This is a genomic window from Falsihalocynthiibacter sp. CO-5D18 (assembly GCF_041205445.1).
Taxonomy (GTDB): domain Bacteria; phylum Pseudomonadota; class Alphaproteobacteria; order Rhodobacterales; family Rhodobacteraceae; genus Falsihalocynthiibacter; species Falsihalocynthiibacter arcticus.
On the sequence record NZ_JBGFCF010000001.1, the window covers coordinates 268887 to 285319 of the forward strand.

The following is a 16433-nucleotide window of genomic DNA, read 5'->3' on the forward strand; positions in this document are numbered from 1 at the left end:
AGTAGATGCGATGTCTGAGCAGAACGAAATACAATCGGGAGCCGGCCTTTCCAATCGTTGGCTTGTTGGTCTGCTGGCGGCTTTGTTGCCGTTGGGCACTGTGGCTTGGGCGTTGGACCTGTCGCGTCGGGCGGGGCTTTTGGTGTATCCCGAAACCTTTGGCGGAGTCATGTTGGCGGTCGCAATTGCGCTGGTTTATCTGGCGGTGCCTGCAGGCGAAGGGCGGCGACGCAGCCACACGCCTTGGTACGATGTGATCCTTGCCGCCATCGGGTTCGTCGTCTGTATTTTTCTTGCCATTCAGTTCCCGCAGCTTTCGATTGCTTCGGTCAAAACGCCCCCAGGGCTGCTCACAGCGGCGCTGGTGATCCCGCTCTTGCTCGAAGGGGCGCGCCGGACGGCAGGCTTGCCCATTGTGCTGGTTGCTGTCGGGTTTCTGGCACTGGGCTTGATGGCGCATTTGCTGCCCAGCCCGCTGACGGGGCGCAATGTGTCCGTGCAAAGCCTCGGCTGGTATCTCGCGTGGAACAACAGCGCGATCCTCGGCACACCGACCATGGTTGTGGTGACGGTTGTGGTGGCCTTTGTGTTTTTCGGGCAGGCCTTGTTCATGTCTGGTGGCGCTGGGTTTTTCACCGATATTTCCTTGGCACTCATGGGGCGCTACCGTGGCGGTCAGGCAAAAATTGCCATCATCGCCTCGGCGTTATTTGGCACAATCTCGGGCAGTACCGTGGCCAATATCGTTTCTACGGGCGTGGTCACAATCCCGATGATGAAGCGCGCAGGCTATCGCGCGCATGTGGCGGGGGCGGTGGAATCCGTGGCCTCGACGGGCGGACAGTTGATGCCACCCGTGATGGGCGTCGCCGCCTTTTTGATCGCAGAATTCCTCCAAATGCCCTATGGCGCGATTGCCTTGGCGGCGCTGATCCCCTCGGTTATTTATTTCGCAGCCCTCTTTATCCAAGTTGATCTGGAGGCCGCGCGCCACGGCATTACCCGCGTTGCGGAGTCCGATATTCCCCGTGCCCGTGCTGTGCTCAAGGCGGGGTGGTACATTCCCATTCCGTTCGCAATCCTGATCACCTGCATCTTCTGGCTCAATGTGCCGCTGGATCTGGCCGCGCTTTATGCCACGGTCGCCGTCATCGTGAGCGGTGTTTTGTTTGGCTATAACGGCCAGCGGATCGACCTGCGCAAACTGTGGGATATCCTGACCAAAACGGGCATCGGCCTATTGGATATCCTGATGATCGCCCCGCTCGCGGGGATCGTGATCGGCGTTTTGAATATCTCGGGGTTGAGCTTCACATTGGCGCTGAGTTTGGTGGCAATGGCAGGGGGCAGCGTACTCGCATTGCTGTTCCTGACCGGAGCGGTCAGCATCGTTTTGGGCATGGGGATGCCCACGGTGGGCGTCTATATCTTGCTGGCCACGCTGGTTGCGCCTGCACTCATGCAGGTGGGAATTGATCCGCTCGCGGCGCATCTGTTCATTTTCTATTATGGCATGTTGTCGATGATCACGCCGCCTGTGGCGATTGGGGCCTTTGCTGCGGCCTCCATCAGTGGAGCCAACCCAATGCGCACGGGGTTTACCTCCATGCGGTTTGGCTGGGCGGCCTTCGTCATTCCGTTCCTTTTTGTCTATTCTCCCAGCCTCCTGATGCAGGGCGGCTTGGTTGAAACCGTGCTGGATGTGGCCACAGCACTTGCGGCTGTCTGGCTGATCGCGGCGGGTTTCACAGGCTTCAGCTTGCGCCTGATTTCGGGCCCACAACGCATTGTTTACGGGCTGGCGGGGCTTTGTCTGCTCCTGCCTGTCGGGATGCTGGACTGGAGTCATATTGCCAACCTCGTGGGCGTCATCTCGGGTGTTGGCCTGCTGGCGTTTGACCTTATCCGGCGCAAAAATACGCTTATAGTACAAGAGAGCCTCTCATGATTATCGACATTTACACCCACATTTTTCCACAACCTTATTTCGACGCTTTGATCCGTGAAACGGCGGGTCTGGGCAGTCTTGGCGAGCGTATGAAAGGGGTGCCGTCGGTTATCGATTTGGATGTGCGGTTCCGCCAAATGGATGAGGTCGGAGCCTACCGGCAAGTGATCAGCCTACCTGCACCCACGCTTGAGGAGGTCGCCGAACCCGCCCTTGCACAGCGCCTCGCACGGCTGGCGAATGACGGCTTGGCCGATTTGGTGGCGCGCCATAACGACCGCTTTCCCGCCTTCGTCGCCAGTGTGGCGCTCAATGATATCGACGGGGCGGTCGCCGAGGCACAGCGCGCGGTTACCGAATTGGGCGCCAAAGGCATCCAGATTCACACTAATATGTGCGGTCGCCCGCTGGACGATCCTGAGTTTTTGCCGATCTTTGATGTTGCTGCGGAATTGGGGGTGCCGATCTGGCTGCATCCGACCCGCAGCGCCGCGATGAGTGATTATGCCGCCGAAAAGAAATCACGTTTCGAGATGTGGTGGTGCTTTGGCTGGCCCTATGAAACCTCCATCGCGATGGCGCGGTTGGTGTTTTCTGGCCTGTTTGATCGCCATCCTGATCTGCGCATCATCACTCACCATCTGGGCGGGATGATCCCCTATTTCGACGGGCGGATCGGCTATGGGATGAAAATGCTGGGCAGTCGCACGCCTGATGAGGATTACAGCCAAGTCCTGCCCGCGCTAAAGCGTCCGCATTTGGAGTACTTCCGCGAGTTCTATGGTGACACGGCCTTGATGGGCGGCACCTCGGGGCTCCATGCTGGGCTCAAGTTTTTTGGGGCGGATCAAGTGGTTTTTGCCACCGACACCCCCTTTGCCCCCATCAAGGCCACCATTGACGCAATCGACGCGCTTGATCTCTCGGATGTAGATCGCCGCAAGATATTCAGCGGCAACGCCGGACGCCTTCTGGGCCTTGATTTTTCGTGATTTGGCAAACGGCTATTTTGCAATAGAACTTTACCACAGGAGACAATAATGAAACCTTCAATGACACCAAAATGGGCGCGAATTTTTTCCCAGATTTGCCGCAGAACTGCAGGCGCTGGCGCTTTATCGGTCCTACCCGGCCTTGCCTGTGCCGCCGTAATTATCCAAAATGTCACGGTTGTAGATACCCAAACTGGTGACGAGACGCCCAATATGTCCATCGTCATCGAAGGCAACCTGATCGCAGCCGTAAGCCCCTCCGACAAAACCACAGGAGCAGCCTCCGATGTCATTATCGACGGCAGCGGATTGTTTGCAGTGCCCGGATATAACGACATGCACAGCCATGCCCTGACCTCTGGCGACAGTGCGACCAACCTGCGCGTGATGCTGGCCAACGGCGTTACGGGTTATCGGCAAATGAGCAGTGCCGCTGAACTTCTGGCAGGTTTCGGCGACAAGCGCGGCGTGGCTGAAGGGCCTGATTTGCTGGCGTTGTCGGGCGCGATCCTTACGGGGGGCAACGTGCGCACGCCCGAACAGGCGGTAGAAGAGATCGCGGCTCAGAAAGCGGCTGGCGCGGATTTCATCAAAATCCTTGTCGAAAATCCACAGGTTTTTGTGGCCGCATTGGATGCCGCAGAGGCGCTAGATATTCCCATCGCGGGGCATTTTCCACCTAGTGTTTCAGCCGAGACTGCAGCCGCGCATGGCATGGACACAATGGAGCATCTCGGCCCGCGCGAGTCGCTTTTGTTGAGCGCCTCGAGTCAAGAAGACGAATTGCGTACCCTGATCGCCAATGCGCCTCCGCCCCCACCACCATCCGCCCCCCCCACACCGGCGTTTTATGAACGGCTGATCGCCAATCCGATCCCCTCGACTTCTCCACAACAATTCGCGAGCATGTTCGCGATGGCCGATAGCTATGACACCGACAAGGCCGCGACGCTCGCCCGTATGTTGAAGGAGCACAACGTCTGGCAAGTGCCGACCCTGATCCGATTGCGCACGATGAACCATGGCGACGACCCCCACTATAGCGAAGATCCAAACCTTGTTTTTGTCACCGACGAGCAGCGCGCGTTGTGGCAAAATATCGCTGCGGATTTTGCTGCCAGCCTGCCTGAAGGGGCGAAGGTTGAGTTGGACCGTATGTATGATGCCCAGATGAAACTGACGCTTCAGATGGCGCAAGAGGGTGTGCCAATGTTGGCGGGCTCGGATTACGGCGGTCAATGGCTGGTGCCGGGTTTTAGCCTGCATCAGGAATTCGCCGAGTTGGCCAAGGCGGGATTGACACCGCTGCAAATCCTGCAAATGACCACGTTGAATGCTGGACAGTTTCTAGACCGTGATATGGGCCAAATCGCGGCGGGAATGGCGGCGGATCTCGTCTTGCTCAGCGCGGACCCACTGGCCGATGTGGCGAACCTGAACCAGATCGAAGGTGTCGTGGAGTCAGGAACCTATCTTGATCGCGCCGCACTTGACGCGCTGCTGGTCCACTAAAAAAAGCGCGCCATCCGAGGGGTCGGTTGGCGCGCGATCTATTAAAAGGGGCCTTTTAGCTCGCAGTCATTTTACCCACTAGTTTTTCCATCCGCGCCCCGAAATCGGCGATAAACCCGGAGAGCGTTTCGTCGTCCATCTGGCCATCATCTCCGATCATGGTGGGCGATTTGAAGGTGATGTAGACCTCCCCCGGCATGACAATCGCGCCCTGAATGGCGAGGATTTGGCGTAGGTGTTGTTGTCCGACGGCGGTGCCGATCCCACCGGGAGACGCGCCCGTCATTGCGATCACTTTGTCGCGCCAGATGTTTTCTGCGGGTGGTTTTGACCCCCAATCAACGGCGTTTTTCAAAACACCGGGGATTGAGCGGTTGTATTCTGGCGTAACGATGCAAACCCCGTCGCACTCACGGATGGCCTTGGTAAAAGCATTCACCTCTGCTGGTCTTTTGCCTTCCAGATCGCCGTTGTACCATGGCATTTCCTCCATGCTCACAGGGATGAAATGCAAATTGGCGGGGGCCGATAACTTGATAGCGCGGGCCAGTTTCTGGTTGATAGAACCAGTGCGCGTACTGCCCACTAGCAGGGCGATAGTATAATCTGTCATGGTAATCCTTTGTCAAAGAGATGCTCAAGTTTGCTAAATGCGATGAAGCGTCCCTTGATCACCAACTTTCGATTATGACCGGAGCAAACGTTTCTCGCAAGCAGGGGGCGTGCCCGCTGTCGTGACGCAATCCGATCCTCAAAGTATGCTAGTTTGCGGATCGACGTGGGTCAATTAAATAATACATTATTTTATAATTAATCTATTGTTATTGAGGCCGACCCTGCTATTGTTTTGCCTATACCGCAGGATTGGCGGGAGGCGAAATAAAGGAAGGTAGGACTTTGACATACGATTCCACCCAACAAATTCTTTCCCAATTAACGACGCGATTTCCGGGCGTTCCTGTCGGCCCTGAAGCCACCCCGCGTTACCATTTTTTCCACGCGCCGAATTCAATATGCTCACAAAAAGTGCGCGCTGTTTTGGCGTATCATCAAGTTTCCCATAGTTCCCATCTGCTCGATATCTTCGCGGGCGAGACGTATGATCCTGCCTATGTTCGTGTGCGCATGCAGGGCTGTGCGCGCCTTGGGGTGCCATTGGCGGCCCAGCATTTAGGGACGACTTCGGTCGAGGCAAGCGGCTGTGACGGGTGTGTGGTGCCTACATTGGTTGATGCGCAGGACGGAACTGTTTTCGTGGATTCCTTGCGCATTTGTCAAATGCTGGACGCCTCGGAGGGGGGAGGGGCCTTGGTTCCCGCTGCCTTGCGCGCTGCCATTATGGCCGAGCTCGCAGTGGTGGACGATCTGCCAAACTACCAAAATCTTGCCGTTCGGGTGGTGCCTGCATCGGCGCCCGGAAATGCGTTTGCAGCCAGCAAGGTTGCCCGCTGCGATACGCTTCTGGCGGAACATGGCGACGATCCTGTATTGCGCGCGGCCTATGAGGCCAAGCGCGCAAAGGAGCAATTCGCAGCGGATATGCTGTTCGATGAAGTCGCCCTTACCCGCGCGCGTCAGGCTGTTGTCGACGCCTTGGATGGGCTCGAAGATCGGCTTGCCGACAGCAATGGTCCTTGGTTGTTTGGCGCGACAATTACCATGGCCGATCTCTTTTGGGGCGCGGAGTTGATCCGTACTGAGGATGTCGGGCAGGGGCAATTATGGCAGCTTAATCGGTTGCCATATGTGGCGGCGTACTATGCGCGCCTTTGTGCGTTGCCAGCCCTGTGTTCGGCCATAGTCGACTTTCCCGGAGCCCGTTTGGCCCCGCCGAAATCCGCGGTTTCCGCATGAGTTTTGGCAGGGCTTCAGAGGTCCAGCGTGCGGGACAATCCGGCCTTTACGCGTCGCAACGGCACCGAACTTTCGATCGAGGCCACGCCGGACACTTTGGTAAACGAACCTGTCAAGAAACGCTCGAAATCCGCCGGACTGCGGGTGGCAATGCGCAAAAGGTAGTCGCGATTTCCGGTCATAAGCCAGCAATCAACCACCTCGGGAAAGCTGCGCACGGCGGCTTCAAAGCTGGCCAGTGCATCGTCAACTTGTCGGGCCAGTTTGACCGAGACAAAGACCGAAAATTCATACCCCAAGGCCGCTTCATCAATCAGGGCTGCATAGCCGGTAATGATCCGGTCTTCTTCCAAAATACGCAACCGGCGGGCCACCGGAGAGGGGCTGAGGTTGACCTGTTCGGCAAGGTCGTTAATCGACGCGCGCCCGTTGGTTTGCAACGCGCGCAGGATGCCAATGTCGTAGGAATCCAGTTTGGCGATTGTCATGGCGATTCTCCAGTTGTTTGATGAATATCACCACAAATCGAGAAGATTGGCGACGGATATAGTGAAAAAATCCGTAAGTTTAGTTGTAATGTCGCGCAAGTTGCTCCGAAACACACTCTCTGAGGTCCTCCCATGACACCTACTGACGCCGCTCATTTAAAAACCCTTGAAGACCGCCTGTTGTGGCTGTCTCACTGGATGATCCACCATGCCAACCACATCCGTCCAAAAGAGGACGGGATCAAGGTAGGTGGGCATCAGGCCAGTTCGGCGTCGATGGTGTCAATCATGACCGCGCTTTACTTTTCGGCGCTCAAACCCGCGGATCGTGTGGCAGTTAAGCCCCATGCCTCGCCGATCTTTCATGCCATGCAATATCTGATGGGCAATCAGACCCTCGACAAGATGCAGAATTTTCGCGGTTTCGGCGGGGTGCAATCCTACCCCAGCCGCACCAAAGATGTGGATGACGTGGATTATTCGACGGGCTCGGTTGGGCTGGGCGTGGCGATCACGGCTTTTGGGTCGATCGTTCAGGATTACATCTCGGCAAAAAGCTGGGGCAAGGGCCTGACGCTTGGGCGGCATGTGGCGCTTGTGGGCGATGCCGAACTTGACGAGGGAAATGTTTACGAGGCCTTGCAGGAGGGTTGGAAAAACGATCTGCGCAATTGTTGGTGGATCATTGATTACAACCGACAGTCCCTTGATGGCGTGGTGCGCGAAGGGCTTTTTGAGCGGATCGAGAAAATATTCGAGGCGTTTGGCTGGAATGTCATTCGGGTGAAATATGGCGCGTTACAGCGCGCGGCCTTCCTTGAGGCGGGCGGCGAGGCGTTGCGCGCGTGGATCGATGCCTGTCCGAACCAGCAATATTCGGCCCTGACCTATCAGGGTGGCGCAGTGTGGCGCAAACGTTTGATGGACGATTTGGGCGACCAAGGGGCAGTGACTGCCTTGATCGAGAAACGTTCTGATGACGACCTGGCCGCATTGATGGAGAACCTCGGCGGCAATTGCGTTTCAACCATGGCGGATGTTTTTGCCAGCGTCACCGATGATCGCCCGACCTGTTTTCTGGCCTATACGATCAAAGGGTGGGGCACGCCGATTGCGGGCCACAAGGACAACCACGGCGGCTTGATGACCAAGAACCAGATGGCCGACTGGCAAAAGCGCATGGGCGTGCCTGATGGCGAAGAGTGGGACAAGTTCGGCACCGTCGCGGATACCGCAGGGTTGCAAAACTTCCTCGACAAAACTCCGTTTTTCGCCGAGGGGCGTAGACGGTATTCCGACGATGTTCTGCCTGTGCCTGCTATCGCCTTGTCATCGGATCGCGAGATTTCGACGCAAATGGCCTTTGGCAAAATCCTTGATGATCTGTCCAAAGGCGACAGTGATCTGGCCGAACGGATTGTCACCATGTCGCCCGATGTGACGGGCACCACAAACCTTGGCCCTTGGGTAAACCGCCGCAAACTATTTGCCCGCAAAGCGCAGGCCGACGCCTTTATTGAGCATCGCATTCCGTCCACGGCGAAATGGGAATTCACACCCGACGGCCAGCATATCGAGCTTGGCATTGCCGAAATGAACCTATTCCTGTTGCTCGGGGCGGCGGGCTTGTCCCATTCCTTGTTTGGCAAGCGTTTGATCCCGATTGGCACGCTCTATGATCCCTTTGTAGTGCGCGGACTCGATGCGTTGAATTACGCCTGTTATCAGGATGCACGTTTTATGGTTGTGGGCACGCCCTCCGGTGTGACGCTGGCCCCCGAAGGTGGCGCGCATCAATCCATCGGCACTCCGCTAATCGGCATGAGTCAGGACGGGCTGGCGGCGTTTGAACCCGCCTTTGCCGACGAGTTGGCCACGATCATGGAATGGGCTTTTGGCTATCTTCAGCGCGACGGGGCGGGTGATCCGGATGAGCGCACTTGGTTGCGGGATGAAACCGGTGGCTCGGTCTACTTGCGGCTCTCGACCAATCCAGTGGAGCAACCGGGAAAACGGCCCGATGAAGACTGGCGACAAGGCGCAATTGACGGCGCTTATTGGTTGCGCAAACCGGGGCCAAATTGCGAAGTGGTGATTGCCTATCAAGGGGCCATTGCACCCGAAGCAATCCGCGCCGCAGGGGCCATCGCCGAACACAGGCGCGATATCGGTGTTCTGGCGGTCACGTCCGCCGACCGTTTGAACGCAGGGTGGACAGCGGCACAACGGGCGCGCGCGCACGGCCAGTTTGAGGCGACGAGCCATGTGGAGCGGTTGATGCAAACCCTGCCGCGCCATTGCAAATTGGTAACCGTTATTGACGGCCACCCAGCAACCCTGTCGTGGCTTGGCTCCGTCCACGGGCACCAGACTATACCGCTCGGGGTGGAACACTTTGGCCAAACGGGCACCATCAATGACCTCTATCGCCACTTCGGCATCGACGCCGACAGTATCATCGGCAAAATCAACGGCTTAACGCCGGGCCGCAGCATGGCGGTCTCAAGGAATGAGCCTCAATGACCCAGACAATAATTTTCAGCTACCCCGGCGCGTGTTCGCGCGTCACAATGACGGCACTCGAAGAAATCGGCGCGCCCTATGAGGTGCGCTGGATCGACATCATGTCTCAGGCGCAATATGCGTCGGAATATCTGGCGAAAAACCGCAAGTCCAAGGTCCCCGCGCTAGTGGTCGAGGGCACAACCCTCACCGAAAATGCGGCGATCCTGAACTATTTGCATACAGCCCATCCGCAGGCAAAACTGTTGCCCCAGACGGGCAATGCGATTGAGGATACCCAAGGGCTCAGCGATCTGGTGTGGTGCGGCGGCATGTTGCATCCGATGGTGCGTCAAATACGGGCACCGCAAAAATGGACCAAAGGCAGCGAAGCCGAAACCGCAGGCATCCGAGCAGACGGGATGGAGAAATTGGCCAAGGAATGTGCCTATATCGAACAGCGGCTCGCACAGGCGCCGTGGTGGTATGGGGCCGATTGGTCGATTGTTGATACCTATCTTTATTGGGTGGTCTCGACGGCGGCTAAGTCGGGTTTTTCTACAGCGGATTATCCGGCCATCACCGCCCACTCGCAACAGGTCCGCGCGCGGCCTTCGTTTCAACGCATGTTGGCGCGTGAAGTCGCGGCACTCTCATCCGACGGCATTGCCCTTGACCCCACAAGCCTCTGACACAGAAGGAAAACTTGAATGTCGAATTCCAACAATTGGCGTAAAACGCATTTCATTAACGGCGCGTGGGCGCCAGCCGATGAGAGCACCTTTGATGACTATAACCCGTTTAACGGCGAAGTGATCGCGCGCATTGCTGCGGGGGGTCGTGCCGAAGCCGACGCAGCGGTTGCAGCGGCGCATGCGGCCTTTCCAGAATGGGCCGCCATGACACCAGGCGCGCGGCAGGCGCTGTTCTTAAAAGCGGCGGAAATCACCGAACGGCGTCACGATGATGCTGTGCATCTGATGGCGGTTGAGGCGGGGACGGCCCGCGCATTTGCGTCTTTTCAGGTACGGCTCTCGGCCAGTCTAATGCGACAGGCGGCCTCGTGGGGTTACCTTCCGTATGGCGATCTGCTCAAGAGTGACCTTCCGGGCCGCATGGCCATGGTCGCGCGCAAACCCTTGGGGGTTGTGGCGGGCTTTACCCCGTGGAATGGCGCGTTCTATCTGGGATGGCGCACGTTCCTTTTGCCCATGGCGTTTGGCAATACCGTGGTGATTAAGCCCTCCGAGGAAGCGCCTTTGTCGGCGGGCTTGCTGCATGCCGAGATCCTCGAAGAAGCGGGCTTCCCCGCAGGGACGTTCAACGTTGTCACCCATGCACCGGGGCAGGCGGCGGCGGTTGCCGATGCTTTTTTCGAAAGTCGGGCGGTGCGGTGTATCAACTTCACAGGATCAGACAAAACCGCGCGTATTTTGGGCGAACAGGCAGGGCGATCTCTGAAACGCATGGTGCTGGAATTGGGCGGGTTCAACCCGATGATCGTGCTCGCGGATGCCGATCTAGACGAAGCCGCCAAGGCGGTAAACTTCGGCGCATTCTTCCATCAGGGGCAGGTGTGCATGAACACGCGCAAGGTTTACGTTGCGCGCGAAATTCACGATGAATTCCTTGAGCGCCTCACCGCACGGACGCAAACCTTGAAGTCAGGTGATCCGCTCACAGAAGGCGTGGTCGTCGGCCCACTGATCAACGACCGCGCCGTGGAACAGGCCCAAGGGCGCTTGCAAGAAGCCCTCGACAAAGGGGCGCGGCTGGTGTTGGGCGGCACGGTCAAAGGCCGCATTTTTGAGCCGACGATCCTTGCTGACGTGCCAAAAGATGTGGTGGCGACGCAGGGCTGTGACGAAACCTTCGGCCCGTTGCTGATCATCGAAGCGTTTGACGATCCGGAACAGGCGCTGGTCGATGCGCAGGACACGCCTTACGGTCTTAGTGCTGCTATCATGACCGGAAACGCGGCCCGAGGTTTGGAAATGGCGCAACGGTTTGACACCGGTATTGTCCATGTCAACGGCGCAACAATGGCGGGCGAAGCGTCGCTCCCCAATGGCGGAGTCAAGGATTCTGGCTGGGGCCGGTCGGGTCACTATGCCGTCGAGGATTTCACCGAAATTCGTTTAACAACGGTCAGCAGCAAACCGGGGCACTTTCCTTTTTAACCAGTTTTCCCGTGGTGAATTTTGTATTTTCCACGGGGAAATGGAAGGCCGCCATCCGTAAGAGAGCTCTCGCTGATTTGGTGCTTTTTCGTTTGTTCGATCTCACGGTCCAATTAAACATACTGCGCCTGAACCTGTCAGGGAAAGGCGCAGTCCAGATGATTGCGCGTCATTTGGCGTCGAAATTTTCCGCAAGCTATGGGGCGGGTGCCTTAACTGGCGATCCTGTCCCGCATACGATAATACGCCATGCCCACTGCGATCATGAGGCTCCCCATGCTGCGACCAACAGGCAAACTCCAATGGCGCACATTTTCAAAAACGTTGAATTCTGAGGCCTCTCCAGCGATTTTTCGTGCGGTGAGGTCGGCGAGGATATGCGTGAGGGCAATCCCATGGCCCGAGTATCCCTGCACATAGAAAACGTCTTTTGAGAGGCGACCCACTTGCGGAATGCGGTTCAAGATGATCCCATCAAGCCCCGCCCAACTGTAATCAATACCGACACCTTTGAGGCGCGGGAATGTGCGCTCCAATGCGGGGCGAAGTTCCGCCGCGATGTCGCCGCTGTCGCGTCCCGAATAATTGGTGCCGCCGCCAAACATGACGCGGTTGTCCGCTGTCAGACGGTAGTAATCCAAAATGAAACGCCCGTCATAGACCGCGATATCCTGTGGATTGATCGCCCGCGCGACGTCGGCGTCCAGTGGTTCGGTTACCATATTTGCTAAAGAGGCGGGGAACAGTTTTCCGCGAAGTTTTTCCTGCTCCAGCAGATGATAGGCATTACCAGCAAGGACAATTTTATCTGCTGTGATGACGCCGTTTTCGGTCACAAGTTTTGGCCGTGCACCGTATTCAATGGCTGTAACCTTAGTGTTCTCGAAAATCTGCGCGCCCAGCGATTGGGCCGCCAGCGCTTCACCCACACATAGGTCCAGCGAATGCACGTGCATGTTGCGACGGTTGAGCAACCCGCCGATATAGAGATCGGATTCTAGATACTCGCCCATTTTGTCCGCGGGGACCATTTCAAGGTGATCCTGCATGCCGCGCGCGCATCCTTGCTCAAAGGTCGCCGTCAACTCGCGCAGATGGCTTTTGTTCAAGGCCGTTTGCATTTGCCCGAACTTTAAATCGCACTTAATCCCGTATTTTTCCACACGGTTTTTGATAATATCGTGGCCCCGCCACCGTAAATCCCAAACGAAATTAGGGGCTTGATCGCCCAAGGTGCGTTTGAATTCACGCTCCATTGCGGTGTCGCCAGATAGGCTTCCGGTAATTTGCCCGCCGTTACGCCCCGTCGCGCCCCAACCGATTTGGTTGGCTTCGCAGACAGCAACGCGCAGGCCACGCTCCGCAAGCTCAACGGCCGTTGCAATCCCCGTAAACCCCCCGCCAACGATGGCGACATCAACGTCGATGTCACCATCCAACGCTGGAAACCCGTCCTTATGACGGGCCGAAGCGGCATAGTAGCTTTTAGCATGCTCCAATTTATTTACTGCACTTCACCAAAACACATATACTTTAGCTCAAGGTAATCTTCTGTGCCGTATTTCGAGCCTTCGCGCCCGAGACCAGATTGCTTAACCCCGCCAAATGGGGCGACTTCAGTAGAGATCAGACCTGTGTTGATGCCCACAATCCCTGTTTCCAAAGCCTCGGCCACGCGCCAAATCCGATTAACGTCCTGTGCATAGAAATACCCAGCGAGGCCGAATTCAGTATCATTCGCCATGCCAATCACTTCTTCTTCGGTTTCAAAACGGAAAAGTGGCGCCAAGGGGCCAAAGGTTTCTTCGCGCGCGACGGCCATGTCGGGCGTCACGTCCGTGAGAATTGTGGGCTCAAAGTAGGTTCCGCCCAAGGCATGCCGCTTGCCGCCCATGGCAATTTTCGCGCCTTTTTCTGTGGCGTTGGCGATGTGCTCTTCGACCTTGAGCACAGCCGCGTCACTGACCAGTGGGCCTGTTGTGATGCCGGCCTCCATGCCATTGCCGATATTCAGCGCCGACATCGCCGTTTGAAGCTTGGCCGCGAAGGCCTCATAGACGCCGGATTGAACGTAAATGCGGTTGGCGCAAACGCAGGTTTGGCCGTTGTTGCGGAACTTCGAGATCATGGCGCCCGTGACGGCCGCATCCAAATCGGCGTCGTCAAAAACAATAAACGGCGCGTTGCCGCCCAGCTCCAAGCTCATCTTTTTGATGGTGTCCGCACATTGTTGCATTAGGATTTTCCCAACGCGCGTGGACCCCGTGAAGGTGATTTTCGCCACCTTAGGGTTTTCGCATAATTCCTGTCCCGTTTCGGCGGCATTGCTCGACGGGATGATATTCAAAACCCCCGCTGGAATGCCCGCACGTTCGGCCAAAACGGCCATGGCCGTCGCCGACAAAGGCGTGAGTTCCGCAGGCCGCGCAACGAAGGTACAGCCAACCGCCAAAGCGGGAGCGACCTTGCGAGCGATCATTGCGTTGGGGAAATTCCACGGCGTAATGGAGCCAACAACGCCAATGGGTTGCTTGATCACAAGGATACGTTTGTCGCGTTGGTGGCCCGGAATAACATCGCCATAGATGCGCTTGGCTTCTTCGGCGAACCACTCAATAAAGGACGCGCCGTAGAGGATTTCGCCTTTAGCTTCGGCCAATGGTTTGCCCATTTCCGCCGTTAGAATGGCCGCCAAGTCATCGGCGTTCGCAACCAAGAGGTCGTACCATTTGCGCATTACCCCCGCGCGTTCCTTGCCCGTCCATTTGGCCCATTCCTTTTGGGCCTTATGGGCGTGGTCGATCGCGTCGCGGACCATCTCTACGGGCACATCGGCGACTTGTACAATTTCTTCGCCGGTTGCCGGATTGAGAACGGCAAAGGTTTTCTCGGTCTCAATCCACTTGCCATTGATATAGGCGCGCGGTTCCAAAAGGCTGGGATCGTTTAAAGCGAGCGTCATTATGCATCTACCTTTGCTGCGGAGATTGAATCTTCAATGATATCAAGCGCTTCAGCAAAGATATCGTCGGGAATAGTGATTGGCGCAAGGAAGCGAAGGACGTTGCCATACACGCCACAAGTGAGCAACACGAGGTTGCGTTTGAGCGCTTCCATCCGCACGCGGTTAGTGAAATCCGCATCCGGCTTGGAGCCATCAACGGTGTTAAATTCTGTGGCCACCATAAAACCTTGGCCACGAACATCAACCATTTGTGGCGTCGTTTGCCTGATTTGTTCTAGGCGCTGTTTTAGGCGCGAGCCAAGCTCGTTGGCGCGGGCGCAAAGGTCTTCTTCCTCAATCACATCCAAAACGGCGTGCGCCGCCGCAATTCCAAGGGGATTGCCGCCGTATGTTCCGCCCAAACCACCCGGATTTGCGGCGTCCATAATCTCGGCTTTTCCCGTTACCGCAGCAAGGGGCAGGCCGCCCGCAAGCCCTTTGGCCATCGTCGTAATATCGGCGGACACGTCATGGCCATCCATCGCAAACATCTGCCCCGTACGCGCAAATCCTGTCTGAACTTCATCCGCGATCATGACGATCCCGTGCTCATCACACAGGCGGCGCACTTCGCGCATGAGGGCCGCAGGGGCGGCGTAAAATCCACCTTCGCCTTGGACGGGTTCGATAATGATCGCCGCAACGCGGGTGGGATCAAGGTCTGCTTTGAAAAGCTTGGTCAAGGCGGACATCGACTCGTCGGTTGAGACACCATGTAGTTCAATCGGAAACGGGATGTGATAGACATCGGGCATCATGGCGCCGAAGCCCTTTTTGTAGGGCTCAACCTTGCCCGTTAGCGACATGCCCATAAACGTGCGTCCGTGAAAACCCCCGCCAAAGGCGACAACCGCAGGGCGGCCGGTATACGCGCGTGCGATTTTGATCGAATTTTCAACAGCTTCCGCGCCCGTGGTCACAAACACGGTGCGTTTTTCAAAGTCACCAGGAACGATTTCATTCAGCCTCTCACCCAAGCTGATATAGTTTTCATAGGGCAAAACTTGATGGCACGTATGGGTGAAACGGGTCATTTGGTGTTGGACGGCGGCCATGACTTTTGGGTGGCAATGCCCCGTGTTAACCACGGCAATCCCCGCTGCGAAATCAATGTAACGGGTGCCTTCAACGTCCCAAACTTCGGAGTTTAACGCACGGTCAACATAGATTTGCGTCATCATGCCTACGCCACGGGCGATTGCCCCCGTGCGGCGTTCTGCGATTGCTGCGTTTGTCATTTCGGTCTCCATTATCTTTATGGCGATAAGCTCTTAAGGGCGGTCAGCTTTGAAAAACTTCTCGATGTGATCGGCGAAGGATGCGGAGGTTAGGTCTTCTCCCGCTCGGTTTGCGGCATCTTCGCGGACATCCACGGGCAATACCTTGCCACGGGTTGCCAATAGGTCGGTCAAGAAGGGGCCAGTGAACTCTGGATGCGGCTGAATTGTCAGTGCCTTGTTGCCATAGATAAGGATCGCATTCTCGCAGAATTCCGAACTGCCAACAACCTTTGCCTCCGCTGGTTTTTCGACGATTTGGTCTTGATGCCAGGCGATGATATTTTGTTCGCCAAACATGTCAGACGTATATTTTTGTGGGCCGACGGACCAGCCTTCCTTGAATTTTTCGACCTTCCCACCCAAAGCTTGTGCCAGAATTTGATGGCCGAAACAGATGCCCACAATCGGAATGCCCGACGCATAGGTTTCCCGCAGGAAATCTTCGAGCGGCGCAATCCAGTCATGGTCTTCATACACGCCAAACCGCGATCCGGTAATCAACCAGCCTTCCGCGTCATTCGGGCTGGTGGGGAAAATCCCGTCGAGGACGGGGAAGTTTTCAAACTCAAAGCCTTTGCCCTCAAGGAGCTTCACGAAAAACTCGTTATAGTCGCCATGTTCGTCTTGGGTTTCGTCGGGTGCGTGGCCGGTTTGAAGGATGCCGATTTTCATG

The 16433-nt window shown here is 56.7% G+C and carries 13 protein-coding genes; 7 read left to right on the plus strand and 6 right to left on the minus strand.

Features of this window, described 5'->3' with window-relative positions:
• The first annotated feature begins 10 nt into the window (after positions 1-10).
• From AB9F27_RS01260 to AB9F27_RS01270, 3 genes are read left to right on the plus strand one after another with little or no spacing between them, the layout of a single operon-like run.
• Complete coding sequence (locus AB9F27_RS01260; RefSeq protein ID WP_335583497.1) at positions 11-1948, plus strand: TRAP transporter fused permease subunit; 1938 nt, start codon at positions 11-13, stop codon at positions 1946-1948.
• The gene (locus tag AB9F27_RS01265; protein ID WP_335583496.1) at positions 1945-2940 is read left to right on the plus strand and encodes an amidohydrolase family protein; all 996 of its coding nucleotides are present in this window, start codon (positions 1945-1947) and stop codon (positions 2938-2940) included. Before AB9F27_RS01260 ends, AB9F27_RS01265 begins: the two co-directional genes overlap by 4 nt.
• A 48-nt stretch (positions 2941-2988) precedes the next feature.
• A complete protein-coding gene (locus tag AB9F27_RS01270) occupies positions 2989-4452 on the plus strand; it encodes an amidohydrolase family protein (protein ID WP_335583495.1) in 1464 nt (487 codons plus the stop codon).
• A gap of 55 nt (positions 4453-4507) precedes the next feature.
• On the opposite strand, the gene AB9F27_RS01275 is transcribed toward AB9F27_RS01270, so the two are convergent.
• Positions 4508-5065 carry an NADPH-dependent FMN reductase gene (locus AB9F27_RS01275; protein WP_335583494.1) on the minus strand — a complete coding sequence of 186 codons (558 nt, stop codon included), beginning with the start codon at positions 5063-5065 and terminating at the stop codon, positions 4508-4510.
• Positions 5066-5349: 284 nt separating this feature from the next.
• Here AB9F27_RS01275 and AB9F27_RS01280 point away from each other — a divergent pair, with 284 nt between their 5' ends.
• The gene (locus AB9F27_RS01280) at positions 5350-6306 is read left to right on the plus strand and encodes a glutathione S-transferase family protein (RefSeq protein WP_335583493.1); all 957 of its coding nucleotides are present in this window, start codon (positions 5350-5352) and stop codon (positions 6304-6306) included.
• Positions 6307-6320: 14 nt separating this feature from the next.
• Here the strand turns inward: AB9F27_RS01280 and AB9F27_RS01285 are convergent, their stop codons facing one another.
• On the minus strand, positions 6321-6794 hold the full coding sequence (locus AB9F27_RS01285) for an Lrp/AsnC family transcriptional regulator (RefSeq protein ID WP_038999978.1): 474 nt from the start codon (positions 6792-6794) through the stop codon (positions 6321-6323).
• Positions 6795-6926: 132 nt separating this feature from the next.
• On the opposite strand from AB9F27_RS01285, the gene AB9F27_RS01290 reads away from it, so the two are divergent.
• From AB9F27_RS01290 to AB9F27_RS01300, 3 genes are read left to right on the plus strand one after another with little or no spacing between them, the layout of a single operon-like run.
• On the plus strand, positions 6927-9317 hold the full coding sequence (locus tag AB9F27_RS01290) for a transketolase-like TK C-terminal-containing protein (RefSeq protein ID WP_335583492.1): 2391 nt from the start codon (positions 6927-6929) through the stop codon (positions 9315-9317).
• Positions 9314-9988, plus strand: coding sequence for a glutathione S-transferase family protein (locus AB9F27_RS01295; protein WP_335583491.1), 675 nt, complete (start codon positions 9314-9316; stop codon positions 9986-9988). Before AB9F27_RS01290 ends, AB9F27_RS01295 begins: the two co-directional genes overlap by 4 nt.
• An 18-nt stretch (positions 9989-10006) precedes the next feature.
• Entirely contained in the window at positions 10007-11476 is a 1470-nt protein-coding gene (locus AB9F27_RS01300) for an aldehyde dehydrogenase family protein (protein ID WP_335583490.1), read from the plus strand.
• A 212-nt stretch (positions 11477-11688) separates the two neighbouring features.
• Here the strand turns inward: AB9F27_RS01300 and AB9F27_RS01305 are convergent, their stop codons facing one another.
• The 4 genes from AB9F27_RS01305 to AB9F27_RS01320 are packed head-to-tail and all read right to left on the minus strand — an operon-like array spanning position 11689 to position 16432.
• A complete protein-coding gene (locus AB9F27_RS01305) occupies positions 11689-12975 on the minus strand; it encodes an FAD-binding oxidoreductase (RefSeq protein ID WP_335583489.1) in 1287 nt (428 codons plus the stop codon).
• Positions 12976-12980: 5 nt separating this feature from the next.
• Positions 12981-14438, minus strand: coding sequence for an NAD-dependent succinate-semialdehyde dehydrogenase (locus AB9F27_RS01310; protein WP_335583488.1), 1458 nt, complete (start codon positions 14436-14438; stop codon positions 12981-12983).
• On the minus strand, positions 14438-15718 hold the full coding sequence (locus AB9F27_RS01315) for a 4-aminobutyrate--2-oxoglutarate transaminase (RefSeq protein WP_335583487.1): 1281 nt from the start codon (positions 15716-15718) through the stop codon (positions 14438-14440). Before AB9F27_RS01315 ends, AB9F27_RS01310 begins: the two co-directional genes overlap by 1 nt.
• 33 nt (positions 15719-15751) lie before the next feature.
• Complete coding sequence (locus AB9F27_RS01320; RefSeq protein WP_335583486.1) at positions 15752-16432, minus strand: type 1 glutamine amidotransferase; 681 nt, start codon at positions 16430-16432, stop codon at positions 15752-15754.
• Position 16433: the final 1 nt, after the last annotated feature.

Excerpts from the sequence above, each read along its gene's own strand:
- AB9F27_RS01275 (WP_335583494.1), bottom strand. The coding sequence starts at position 5,065 with ATGACAGATTATACTATCGCCCTGCTAGTGGGCAGTACGCGCACTGGT.
- AB9F27_RS01260 (WP_335583497.1), top strand. The coding sequence starts at position 11 with ATGTCTGAGCAGAACGAAATACAATCGGGAGCCGGCCTTTCCAATCGT.
- AB9F27_RS01300 (WP_335583490.1), top strand. The coding sequence starts at position 10,007 with ATGTCGAATTCCAACAATTGGCGTAAAACGCATTTCATTAACGGCGCG.
- AB9F27_RS01285 (WP_038999978.1), bottom strand. The coding sequence starts at position 6,794 with ATGACAATCGCCAAACTGGATTCCTACGACATTGGCATCCTGCGCGCG.
- AB9F27_RS01310 (WP_335583488.1), bottom strand. The coding sequence starts at position 14,438 with ATGACGCTCGCTTTAAACGATCCCAGCCTTTTGGAACCGCGCGCCTAT.
- AB9F27_RS01270 (WP_335583495.1), top strand. The coding sequence starts at position 2,989 with ATGAAACCTTCAATGACACCAAAATGGGCGCGAATTTTTTCCCAGATT.
- AB9F27_RS01290 (WP_335583492.1), top strand. The coding sequence starts at position 6,927 with ATGACACCTACTGACGCCGCTCATTTAAAAACCCTTGAAGACCGCCTG.
- AB9F27_RS01320 (WP_335583486.1), bottom strand. The coding sequence starts at position 16,432 with ATGAAAATCGGCATCCTTCAAACCGGCCACGCACCCGACGAAACCCAA.
- AB9F27_RS01295 (WP_335583491.1), top strand. The coding sequence starts at position 9,314 with ATGACCCAGACAATAATTTTCAGCTACCCCGGCGCGTGTTCGCGCGTC.
- AB9F27_RS01265 (WP_335583496.1), top strand. The coding sequence starts at position 1,945 with ATGATTATCGACATTTACACCCACATTTTTCCACAACCTTATTTCGAC.
- AB9F27_RS01315 (WP_335583487.1), bottom strand. The coding sequence starts at position 15,718 with ATGACAAACGCAGCAATCGCAGAACGCCGCACGGGGGCAATCGCCCGT.